Genomic DNA, 11,766 nt, shown 5'->3' with positions numbered 1-11,766 from the left:
TTAAACCCATAAATAATTGTATTTTTACGCTTCAAAATTCTATACAGTAAATGGGGAAAATAATAGCGATTGCCAATCAAAAAGGCGGTGTTGGAAAAACAACAACATCAGTCAATTTAGCGGCGTCATTGGGTGTTTTAGAAAAAAAAGTACTACTTATTGATGCTGACCCTCAAGCGAATGCAAGTTCAGGGTTGGGAATCGACATTGAAACCATTGAAATAGGAACGTATCAAATAATTGAACACAGTCACACGCCTAAAGAAGCAATTATCAAATGTTCGGCACCAAATGTGGATATCATTCCAGCTCATATTGACCTTGTCGCCATCGAAATTGAATTGGTAGACAAAGAAAATAGAGAATACATGCTGAAAGAAGCATTGGCATCCGTTAAAGATGATTACGATTACATCATTATTGATTGTGCTCCCTCTTTAGGATTATTAACGTTGAATGCGTTAACAGCGGCAGATTCTGTAGTAATTCCCATTCAATGCGAATATTTTGCATTGGAAGGTTTGGGGAAATTATTGAATACCATTAAAAGTGTTCAAAAAATACACAACCCAGATTTAGACATTGAAGGTTTACTTTTAACCATGTTTGATTCCCGTTTGCGACTTTCAAACCAAGTAGTAGAAGAAGTTCAAAAACACTTTAACGATATGGTTTTTGACACCATCATTCAACGAAATGTCAAATTAAGTGAAGCACCAAGTTTTGGCGAAAGCATCATTAACTTTGACGCCACAAGTAAAGGAGCGGCAAATTATTTAAGTTTAGCGCACGAAATCATCAAGAAAAATAGTTAGTTCATTCCATGGCAAAAGCGATAAAAAAACAAGCATTAGGAAGAGGTTTATCTGCCTTATTGAAAGATCCCGACAACGACATTAAATCCGTTGACGATAAAAATGCGGATAAAGTGGTAGGAAATATCATCGAGCTTGAACTTGATGCCATAGAAATCAATCCGTTTCAGCCGCGAAGTAATTTTAACGAAGAATCGTTACGAGAATTAGCGACTTCCATTAAAGAACTTGGTGTGATTCAACCGATTACCGTTCGGAAAATGGAGTTCAATAAATTCCAATTGATCTCAGGAGAACGCCGTTTACGTGCTTCAAAACTTGCAGGTCTAACTGTTATTCCCGCTTACATTCGAATTGCAAACGACAACGAGTCGTTAGTAATGGCTTTGGTAGAAAACATACAACGTCATGATCTAGATCCAATAGAAATTGCACTTTCGTACCAACGTTTGATTGACGAAATTCAATTGACTCAAGAACAAATGAGTGATCGCGTAGGAAAAAAACGTTCTACGATTACCAATTACCTGAGATTGTTAAAGCTAGATCCGATTATTCAAACCGGTATTCGAGATGGATTTATCTCGATGGGCCACGGTCGTGCAATCATCAGCATCGAAGATTTAGATATTCAAACTGATATTTACCAAAAGATTTTAAGCGAAAATTTATCCGTTCGTGAAACAGAAGCCTTTGTTAAGAATTACCAAGAAAGCTTAAAACCAAAACCTGTTTCAAAAGCAAAAACTACCGGTTTTGACGTAGAAGATGCCGAGAAAAAAGCCATGACCAATTATTTCGGTACCAAAGTCGACGTAAAAGTGGCAGGAAATGGAAAAGGAAAAATTACCATTCCGTTTCATTCTGAAGAAGAGTTTAAACGCATTCTAAAATTAATTCAAAATTAGTGAAAGCGTTTATCCACATAGTATTGTTGACTTTCAGCATCGGAATTTCTGCTGTTTATTCGCAAACGAAAACGGACGAACTGCAGATTGTTGCAGATACAATTATCCGAAAACCTATTGATCCACTTGCTCCAGCTCGAGCGGCTTTTTATTCTGCCATCGTTCCGGGATTGGGTCAGGCCTACACTAAAAAATATTGGAAAATTCCAATCGTTTACGGTGCACTTGGAACGGGTATTTATTTTTATTCTACAAATAACAGCGAATACCACCGGTATCGGGATGCTTATAAACAACGTTTGAAAGGCTTGGACGATGAATTCAAAGGGCAATACAACGACCAAACCTTAATTAATGCACAACGAAGTTTTCAGCGCAATCGCGATTTATCACTAATTATTACTGTTGGTTTATACGTTTTAAATATTGTGGATGCCAATGTCAGTGCCCATTTACAACAATTTAATGTAGACGACGACTTATCCTTCCGACCTGAAATTTATCCAACGGACATCAATCAAATACAAAACGTAGGTTTGTCAATGACCTACAAGTTTTAATATTTTTCAAACTAGTATTCTATGAAAATAGCGCTTTTAGGTTACGGCAAAATGGGACAAGTCATTGAACGAATTGCGTTAGAACGCGGCCACGAAATTGTCTTGAAAAAATCTAGAAATGCAAGTTTTGAAGGCCTGCAAAAGGCAGATGTAGCTATTGATTTCAGTATTCCAAATGCGGCTGTCGATAATATTTCGACTTGTTTAGAAAATGGAATTCCTGTCATTTCTGGAACTACAGGTTGGTTAGCACATTATCCAAAAATGGCGCAACTTTGTGAAGAAAAAAAAGGAGCTTTCATCTATGGTTCAAATTTCAGTTTAGGTGTAAACATTTTCTTTGAGTTGAATACTTATTTAGCGAAAATCATGTCTCAGTTTACACAATATTCGACTTCGATCGAAGAAATTCATCATGTCCAAAAATTAGATGCTCCAAGTGGAACCGCAATAACGTTAGCAGAAAGCATCATAAATAATTCGGATTATTCAAGTTGGGCTTTAGACGAAGCAGAAACTTCAGATGAATTAGTAATTAAAGCAGCACGAATTCCAAATGTTCCAGGAACCCATACCATTACTTATCAATCTCCGGTTGACACGATTGAAATCAAACATGAAGCACACAGTCGAGAAGGTTTTGCCTTAGGAGCTGTTGTCGCTGCGGAATGGCTTTTGGGTAAAAAAGGCGTTTACACCATGAAGGACGTTCTGAATTTAAAATAATTTGGCAACCATTTAACAGGTGCCTTTGTAACAATAATTATACTTTTTCTACCAATTAGAAAATGCAATAAAAACACATATTATGACAATACTTCAATGGTTCATTTTCTTCTTAGTAGTGCAGGTTATTCACTATTTGGCTACTTGGAAATTATATCAGAAAGCAGGAAGAAAATCATGGGAAGCTGCAGTTCCAATTTACAATGCGATTGTTTTGATGAAAATCATTAATCGACCAACTTGGTGGACTATTTTACTTTTTATCCCAGTAATCAATTTAATTATGATTCCTGTTGTTTGGGTGGAAACCATAAGAAGTTTTGGTAAAAACACTACTTTAGATACTGTCTTAGTATTGGCAACTTTAGGTTTTTACATTTTCTATATCAATTATACGCAAGACGTAACTTACATTCCCAATAGAAGTTTGCACTCTACAAGTCAAGCGGGAGATACTGTTAGTTCTTTATTGTTTGCAATAGTTGTTGCCACATTGGTGCATACTTACGTGATGCAACCGTTTACAATTCCAACTTCTTCCTTAGAAAAGTCATTGCTTGTTGGTGATTTTTTATTCGTAAGTAAGTTTCATTATGGAGCACGAACACCAATGACTCCTATTGCCGCTCCAATGGTACATGATACTTTACCTTTGTTAAATGTAAAATCGTATACGAAATGGCCTCAATTACCTTATTTCAGATTTCCTGGTTTTCAAAAAATTGAAAGAAATGATATTGTAGTATTCAATTGGCCGGTCGATACTGTTTATCAGTTTTTTGATCGTTCAGGACGAAAAGCAGTTTTAAAACCAATTGACAAAAAATCGAATTACGTAAAACGATGTGTTGGAATTCCAGGCGATAATCTTTCAATAAAAGACGGAGCCATTTACATTAATAATGAAATTTTGGTTTTACCAGAAAGAGCAAGACCACAGTTTCATTACCAAGTTATTTTCAAAGAGCCTGCCTATTCAGCTGTTCTAGAAGAAAATAAAATGAATGAGTATTTACCTTATTATTCGATTCCAAGAACAATTTGGGACAAACCAGAAGTAAAAGCATATTTGACTAGTGGAACAAGTACTACTCATTTGGCCGAAGTGACTCGCGACAGTACAAATGTTGTCGTTCATGGAACTATTACGCAAGAAGATTACACGAAACTGGGAATGAATTATTCGCAATTAGCGGGTGAAATCAACATGACAGAAGCCTTGAAAAATAAAATTGCAACGGATCCAAGAGTTCTTTCGGTGACCAAGGTAATTAATGAGAAAGACAAAAGTGTTTTTCCACAAACAGGTGAATGGTCAATTGATAATTTTGGACCAATTCACATCCCTGCAGCAGGAAAACAAGTTGCATTAACCACCGAAAATTTACCTTTATACAAACGAATCATTGAAGTATATGAAAATAATGATTTGAAAGTAAACGGAAATCAAATTTTAATCAACGGACAAGTAGCTACGAATTATACGTTCCAACAAAACTATTATTGGATGATGGGAGACAACCGCCATCGTTCAGAAGATTCGCGTTATTGGGGATTTGTACCAGCCGATCATATTGTTGGAAAACCTGTTTTAATTTGGATGAGTTTAGACCAAAACGTGCCTTGGGGAAAAGCCTTTGACAAAATCCGTTGGGAACGCCTCTTTACCACTGTTGGAGGTGATGGCCAACCTTATTCGTACTTCAAATTTTTCTTAATTGCTTTAGTTGCTTATTTTGGAATCACTTTTTACTTGAAGAAAAAGAAGCAAAAAGCAAATTAATTACATGCTAAAATTATAAAAAACACAAAATGGACGAGCGTCTGTTTTGTGTTTTCTTTTATACTACAAATATGGAAGCGTTACTACATCCCACTTATTTTCCGTCCATCAGTAATTTTGCTGTAATGGCGCAATCAGACAAAATAGTTTTTGAAATGGAAGATAATTTCCAAAAGCAAACGAATCGGAACCGAATGTATATTTACAGTCCAAACGGCATTCAGCTATTAAATATTCCAGTAAAACATAGTAAAGACGGATTACCTCAAAAAACAAAAGACGTTAAACTAGAAACGACTTTTGATTGGCAAAAACAACACTATAAATCTTTAGAAGCAGCTTATCGAAATTCGCCTTTCTTCGAGTTTTTTGAAGACGACATCCGTCCCATTTTCGAGAAGAAACATACCTTTCTGATGGATTTGAATTTACAAACAATCGAGATTGTATCGAAATGTTTAAGAATGCCTTTTGAAATAAACAAAACCATAGAATACCTTCAAAATCCGATTGAAACTGATTATAGAAATTTGGCAGACGGAAAAAAAGACACGAATCAATTTGAGTCTTATCCACAAGTTTTTGAGGAGAAATTTGGTTTTCTAAACAACTTAAGTGTTTTAGATTTGCTTTTTAATGAGGGAAATCATGCAATTACTTATTTGAAAAATCAGCAACTATAATTACTCGGTCTTCGCTTCGCTTAAAACGGTGAATATTGGGAAATGGTCCGAATCTACTACTTCAGGAAAGTTATTGAAGTGTTTGACTTTAAATTTCTTATCGGCAAAAATGTAGTCAATTCGAGCGGGATAATATTTGAAATCGTAACTTTTACCAAAACCACTTCCCGCCTCTTCAAAACTGTCTTGTAAATCGCCACGAATGACACGATAAACATACGAAAATGCACTGTTATTCATGTCGCCACACATAATGATTGGATACGGACATTCTTTTTTATGCTCCATTAAAATCTCGGCTTGTTGTTGTTGCACTTTAAAAGCACGACTCATTCTGCGAAACATTTTTTCCGACTTTTTTTGGTCAATTCCTTGAATGTCATCATTTATTTCGCTGACTTCAGGCGTGATGCTGATGGATTGTAAATGCATGTTGTACACTCTAATCGTATCTTTTTCGCGCTTTAAATCAGCAAAAATGACATTGTTATCAGAATGAGGAAAAACAATTTCACCCGAATTTATAATTTTATAATTCGAGAAAATGGCTTGTCCTGTTTTGATTTTATTTCCCTTCGATAAAATGAATTTGTACGGAAAATAACTGTAATCAAATTCCGGTGCGAATGAAAATTCTTGAATGCAAAGAATATCCGGTTTCTTTGATTTGACGAAATCGGAAATTTCAATAGGAACGGTTTTTTTCTCCGACCATTCGAATTTATTAAACAAACGAACGTTGTAACTCATCACTTTTAAGTCGGTGATTTCAGAAGTAAATTTCGGACTTGAAAATTTATAAAACTTGTTGATAAATGTAATTCCCAATAAAAGTACCACGCCAGAAAGTAAAATTTGGCGTTTGAACTGAATTCCCCAATATATAAAATACAGCACATTTATAATCAACATCATCGGTAAAAACAAAGTCAAAACTGATAATAACGGAAATGTTTTGGGTGCCAAAAAAGGCAAGACGTAGCCGACAATGGTCAATACAGTCAACACTATATTGAGAAAAAACATCATCTTATTAAACCACGAAAGTTTCCGCATAGTTGTAGGCTGTGTATTTTATTTTCCGGCTCGAAACAAAAAATCTTTCTCTTCTTTACTTAAAGCATCGTATCCCGAAGCGCTAATTTTATCTAGAATTTCGTCGATTTGTTGTTGGGTTTTATCTTTTTTTACAATTTTACTTTCCGTTGAAATCGGTGGTGATGGATTGTAATTTTTATGCACTTTTTTAAACGGTGTCTTTTTCTTTTTCGGAATCGATTTATTAACGAAAAAGTCGATTATTTTAGTAATTCCATCAGTCAAATCAGTTCCTTTTTTTAACAAAGTCATAAACAGGTAACCAAATAAAGCACCCCCTAAATGTGCCAAATGTCCTCCCGTATTCGCCATTGGTAGCTGAATCAAATCCAACGCAATTACAATAGCGGCAATGTGCCATAATTTCACCCGACCAATAAACATCAACCGCATTTCCATATAGGGATTGTAGGTTACGGTAGCAAATAAAATCGCCATAATTGAACCCGAAGCACCAACTAATGTTGAACTTGTATTTTCAAATACAGGCAATACCAAATAACTTGCAATATAAACTAATCCAGCGAAGATTCCACCCAAAATGTATAACCCCAACAATTGTTTTTGATTGAAATACGTAATAAACAATCGCGTCGAAAAGTGCAATACAATCATGTTAAAAAACAAATGAAAAATACCCGAATGAAAAACCGCATACGTAATTAATGACCATGGTTTCCATGCCAAAGAAGACGGTAGAGAATCTAAACTTACGTAATATAAATAGTCGATATGTAGACCAAACAAACTCAATAAGCCAAACACAATCGCAGGAATAGCAAACAAGCCCACGTTCCAGTAGATTAGTTTTTGGGCAATTCCTCCCGTGCGGTATTGCAATTTTAAATCGTCAAGTATGCTCATTCTTTTTTAAAATTTAATTCCAACGGTTTTTATCAAACTGCGATTTTTTCCAATAATACATCATTAAAAATCCGGTTAATGCGCCACCTAAATGGGCAAAATGTGCAATTCCTGAACCTCCGCTGAAAATCGCTTCTCCTTTGAATCCTAAAACTAAATCTATTAATAAAATTCCAGGAACAAAATATTTGGCTTTGATTGGAATGGGAATAAACATCAAGCCCAATTGTGCGTTTGGAAACATATAAGCAAACGCCACTAACAATCCGTAAATCGCTCCGGAAGCTCCAACAGCGGGAACTTTACTTTTACCAACTGCTTCAAGAATTATATTGATTTGTTCATAATTAGCTCCTACTTTTTGCATCAGAGTTTTAAACGGACCATCTATAATTCTTCCATTAACATCAAATGCAGTACTATAATCTAAATTTAATAACGTATGAACTTCAGCTTTTGAAAAATTTAACGACGAAACCTCGTTTAAAAGTGAATGAACATCGTAATAAGTATAGCCCAAATGCAATAAAGCCGCACCTAAACCACAAGAAATATAGAAAAACAAAAACTTTTTCGCTCCCCAAAAATGTTCCAAAGCACTACCAAAAGAATATAATGCAAACATATTGAATAAAATATGCATGATGTTCGGCATTTGAGCATGCATGAACATGTGTGTCAAAGGTTGCCACACTTGGAATTTGTCATTTTCAAAAAAGTATAAGGAAAACAATTCATACGCTTGTGCACCTAAAACTTGCGAACCAATGTAAAAAATAATATTTATAATCAATAACTGCTTGACAGTTGGCGTGATGTTCATCATATTGCAAATTTTTTATCTAAATCTTCCACTCTTATGGTGATAAAAGTTGGCTTTTGAAAAGGAGAAACATTCGGGTCTTTACAAGCAAAAAGTCCGTTGACTAAATTTTCTTGTTCCTTTTCGGTTAAATAACTTCCGGTTTTCACGGCTAAACTTTTCGCCATGGATTTGGCAATACTGTCGTTTTGACTGAAACTATTTTCCGGGATTCCGTCTTGTAAATCACCTAATAATTGTTCTAATAAAATCGAAACTTCACTTTCGGTTACATTCACAGGAATGCCAGAAATTTGTACATATTCATCGTTGGTTTCTTCAAAAACAAAACCTGTATTCACTAATGCTTCTTGCAATTCTGCAATCAAATGCATTTCATTCGACGAAAAAAACAAGCGTAAGGGAAACAATAATTGTTGGCTTGAAGCTTGATGAATGGTCATGTTTGACAGAAATTGTTCGTACAAAACACGTTGATGCGCTCTTTGTTGGTCCACAATTACCATTCCTGATTTAATCGGATTGATGATGTATTTTTTATGCAGCTGATAAGTTTTATTAACGACTTTCTGAACGTCTGTATCTTCAAATAAAGAAGAAGTCACCGTTTCACTTTCAACCTCTAAATCTGCTACATCCGTAAAATCATCCGTCGCTGCATTCAAACCTACATACAAACTTTCCCAACTTCCGCTTGATTTCGTTGGCGCTCTGTAACTCGTATTCGACGTTGCCCGTTCATTTTGCACATTGGCAAACGGATTGAAATTTCCATCCACTTGAATCGTCGGAAACGCACTTTCTTTATTTTTGTATTCGTAAGGAGTATCTAAATTGGCATCTCTATCAAAATCCAAAACAGGAGCGACATTAAATTGGCCCAAACTGTGTTTTATCGACGAACGTAAAATCGCATATAACGCGTGTTCATCGTCAAATTTAATTTCCGTTTTCGTGGGATGAATGTTGATATCAATCGTATGTGGAGGAACGTCGAGGTATAAAAAATAACTTGGTTGGCACCCGTCTTTCAACAATCCATCGTAAGCAGCCATAATTGCATGATGCAAATAACCACTTTTTATGTAGCGATTGTTGACAAAGAAGAACTGTTCGCCCCGACTTTTCTTGGCAAATTCAGGTTTGCTTACAAATCCTTGAATCGTTACAATTTCAGTCGTTTCTTGAACAGGAACTAATTTCTCATTGGTTTTCCCTGAAAAAATATTTACAATTCGTTGTCTTGAATTGCTTGGAGGCAAATTAAATAATTCGCTTCCGTTGTGGTAAAACGTAAAATAGATGTTGGGATGAGCCAATGCCACACGTTGAAATTCATCCACAATATGACGGTGTTCCACAACATCCGATTTCAAGAAATTACGTCGTGCAGGAATATTAAAAAACAAATTTTTAATAGCGAATGAAGTGCCTTTCGGTAAAACAGATAATTCTTGCGAAACCAACTTACTTCCTTCGATGATAATGTGATGACCTAATTCCTCTTGGTCTTGACGCGTTTTCATTTCGACATGAGCGATTGCCGCAATTGAGGCTAAAGCTTCACCGCGAAACCCTTTGGTATGCAAAGAAAACAAATCTTCCGCATGGCGGATTTTAGAAGTGGCGTGACGCTCAAAACAAAGTCGCGCATCCGTAACACTCATTCCTACACCATTATCGATGACTTGCACCAATGATTTTCCAGCATCTTTTATAATTAATTTGATGTCGGTTGCTTTTGCATCTACCGCGTTTTCTAACAATTCTTTCACCACAGAAGCCGGTCTTTGTACCACTTCTCCAGCGGCAATTTGGTTGGCAACATGGTCGGGAAGTAATTGAATAACACTTGACATTAATAGAAATCTTTTAGTTAGAATTTTTTGCACAAAGCGGTACAAATTTAGCGATTTTATCTCGGTTTGTCTGCCTTATGCAATCATAATTAAATCAAAAAACCCGCAACAATTAAGCTACAGGTTTTGACTATTTAAATTAAAAAGAATTTACAACTTTTCAATTTCCTTTACACTTTCTTCTAATAAGAATTGGTGTTCTTCAATCATTTTACTGTTGTGAAATTGGTAACTGAAACTGGCTTGATGTCTTAAAAAAGCCATTTTAATGGCTGCAATTGCTGCTTCAGTGCCTTTGTTTCCATGAATCCCTCCACTTCTATCAATGGATTGTTGTTCGTTATTATCGGTCAATACGCAGAAAATAACCGGAACATCTGACAACACGTTCAAGTCTTTAATTCCTTGCGTCACGCCGTCGCATACAAAATCAAAATGTTGGGTTTCGCCTTTAATGACGCTTCCAATCACAATTACCACATCGGGCTTTTGTGTTTCAATCATTTTTTTAGCACCATACACAAGCTCAAAACTTCCAGGAACATTCCAACGGATAATTTTTTCTTGCAAAGCACCACAATCTAAAAGTGCTGTGATTGCACCTGAAAAAAGGCCTTCAGTGATGTGGTGGTTCCATTCAGAAACAAGAATCCCAAACCGAAAATCTTTCGCGCTTGGGATTTTGTTTTTATCGTAATTGGATAAATCTTTATTCGCAGTAGCCATTTTTATACATTTTAAATTCAGCCCTAAAAGTAATTAGAAAATCTGAAATTTAAAAGTAAATTATTGTGCTAATCCAATCAAAGCATCAATTCCTTGAGCTTCAGCAGTTGCTTCGTATTTATCTTTAATATCTGTGAAAAATTTCAACGCTTCTTCTTTATTTCCTAAAGCTAAAGCTGTTTTTCCTGCTTTCAAAGTGAAACGTGGTGTTGTAAAATCGTTCTCATTTGAAGAAAGTGCTTTTTTATAAAAATCTAGCGCTTCTTTCATTTGGTTTTTCTGTGAATGAGCATCACCAATTGCTCCAAGAGCTAAAGCTTTCAACATTACGTCATCAGAACTGAATTTATCTAAATACGTAATCGCGTCATCAAATTTACCTGTATTCAAATAAGCCATTCCAGCGTAATAGTTTGCTAAATTACCTGCATCTGTTCCTGAAAACTCATCAGCAATTTTTACAAAACCTAACTTACCTTCAGCACCATTTAATGCCAAATTATATAATGAATCCGAAGCCGTTCCGTCAGAAGCCAGTTGGAAATTCTTTTGAGCCACATACATTTCGTTCGTCGCATCTACCTCTTTTGGTTCAACTACAAATTTAGTGTACAGGAAATACGCAATCGCCGCGATAAAAGCAGCAGCTACAATTCCCAAAATTAATTTTTGGTTTCTAGCAACAAAATCTTCTGTACGAGAAGCCGTTTCATCCAAAGAATTAAAGACTTCAGCAGTTGTACTGTCTTTCTCGTCAATGTTTACATCTTCAATATAATCATTGTCCATTTTATCGTCCTTAACTTTAGGTGCTTTGTATCCTCTTTTATTATACGTTGCCATTTAAATTTAATTTAGTGAGGTGCAAAAATAAAATTTTTATTGATATTTGAAAGGAGTTTCCAATGATATTTTTTTATA

The 11,766-nt window shown here is 35.5% G+C and carries 12 protein-coding genes; 6 read left to right on the top strand and 6 right to left on the bottom strand.

Going from position 1 to position 11,766, the window contains the following annotated elements; genetic code table 11:
• Window positions 1–50: 50 nt before the first annotated feature.
• The 6 genes from YWA_RS0102735 to YWA_RS0102710 all read left to right on the top strand — a co-directional run bounded on the left by YWA_RS0102735 (window position 51) and on the right by YWA_RS0102710 (window position 5,475).
• Entirely contained in the window at window positions 51–815 is a 765-nt protein-coding gene (locus tag YWA_RS0102735; RefSeq protein ID WP_022826963.1) for a ParA family protein, read from the top strand.
• 8 nt (window positions 816–823) lie between these two features.
• Window positions 824–1,723: a ParB/RepB/Spo0J family partition protein gene (locus YWA_RS0102730; RefSeq protein ID WP_022826962.1), complete on the top strand. Its 900-nt coding sequence runs from the start codon at window positions 824–826 to the stop codon at window positions 1,721–1,723.
• Window positions 1,723–2,283 (top strand): DUF5683 domain-containing protein, encoded by a 561-nt coding sequence (locus tag YWA_RS0102725; RefSeq protein ID WP_022826961.1) that lies wholly within the window; start codon window positions 1,723–1,725, stop codon window positions 2,281–2,283. Before YWA_RS0102730 ends, YWA_RS0102725 begins: the two co-directional genes overlap by 1 nt.
• Window positions 2,284–2,304: 21 nt before the next feature.
• Window positions 2,305–3,009, top strand: coding sequence for a 4-hydroxy-tetrahydrodipicolinate reductase (gene dapB / locus YWA_RS0102720; protein ID WP_022826960.1), 705 nt, complete (start codon window positions 2,305–2,307; stop codon window positions 3,007–3,009).
• An 82-nt stretch (window positions 3,010–3,091) separates the two neighbouring features.
• The gene (lepB, locus tag YWA_RS0102715) at window positions 3,092–4,792 is read left to right on the top strand and encodes a signal peptidase I (RefSeq protein WP_022826959.1); all 1,701 of its coding nucleotides are present in this window, start codon (window positions 3,092–3,094) and stop codon (window positions 4,790–4,792) included.
• Between the two features lie 71 nt (window positions 4,793–4,863).
• Complete coding sequence (locus YWA_RS0102710) at window positions 4,864–5,475, top strand: WbqC family protein (protein ID WP_022826958.1); 612 nt, start codon at window positions 4,864–4,866, stop codon at window positions 5,473–5,475.
• On the opposite strand, the gene YWA_RS0102705 is transcribed toward YWA_RS0102710, so the two are convergent.
• The 6 genes from YWA_RS0102705 to YWA_RS0102680 form a co-directional block, all read right to left on the bottom strand.
• Window positions 5,476–6,531: an endonuclease/exonuclease/phosphatase family protein gene (locus tag YWA_RS0102705; RefSeq protein WP_022826957.1), complete on the bottom strand. Its 1,056-nt coding sequence runs from the start codon at window positions 6,529–6,531 to the stop codon at window positions 5,476–5,478.
• Window positions 6,532–6,549: 18 nt separating this feature from the next.
• Window positions 6,550–7,437: a rhomboid family intramembrane serine protease gene (locus YWA_RS0102700; RefSeq protein WP_022826956.1), complete on the bottom strand. Its 888-nt coding sequence runs from the start codon at window positions 7,435–7,437 to the stop codon at window positions 6,550–6,552.
• A gap of 13 nt (window positions 7,438–7,450) precedes the next feature.
• Window positions 7,451–8,263: a rhomboid family intramembrane serine protease gene (locus YWA_RS0102695; protein WP_022826955.1), complete on the bottom strand. Its 813-nt coding sequence runs from the start codon at window positions 8,261–8,263 to the stop codon at window positions 7,451–7,453.
• The gene (mutL, locus tag YWA_RS0102690) at window positions 8,260–10,119 is read right to left on the bottom strand and encodes a DNA mismatch repair endonuclease MutL (protein ID WP_022826954.1); all 1,860 of its coding nucleotides are present in this window, start codon (window positions 10,117–10,119) and stop codon (window positions 8,260–8,262) included. The genes YWA_RS0102695 and mutL overlap by 4 nt, the downstream gene beginning before the upstream one ends.
• Before the next feature lie 150 nt (window positions 10,120–10,269).
• On the bottom strand, window positions 10,270–10,845 hold the full coding sequence (gene ribH, locus YWA_RS0102685) for a 6,7-dimethyl-8-ribityllumazine synthase (RefSeq protein ID WP_022826953.1): 576 nt from the start codon (window positions 10,843–10,845) through the stop codon (window positions 10,270–10,272).
• Between the two features lie 60 nt (window positions 10,846–10,905).
• Complete coding sequence (locus YWA_RS0102680) at window positions 10,906–11,688, bottom strand: tetratricopeptide repeat protein (RefSeq protein ID WP_022826952.1); 783 nt, start codon at window positions 11,686–11,688, stop codon at window positions 10,906–10,908.
• Between the last annotated feature and the right edge of the window lie 78 nt (window positions 11,689–11,766).

The organism is Flavobacterium antarcticum DSM 19726 (genome assembly GCF_000419685.1).
Lineage (GTDB): Bacteria > Bacteroidota > Bacteroidia > Flavobacteriales > Flavobacteriaceae > Flavobacterium > Flavobacterium antarcticum.
The sequence above is the reverse complement of the archived record's forward strand: the minus strand, read 5'-3'. Positions and strand labels throughout refer to the sequence as shown.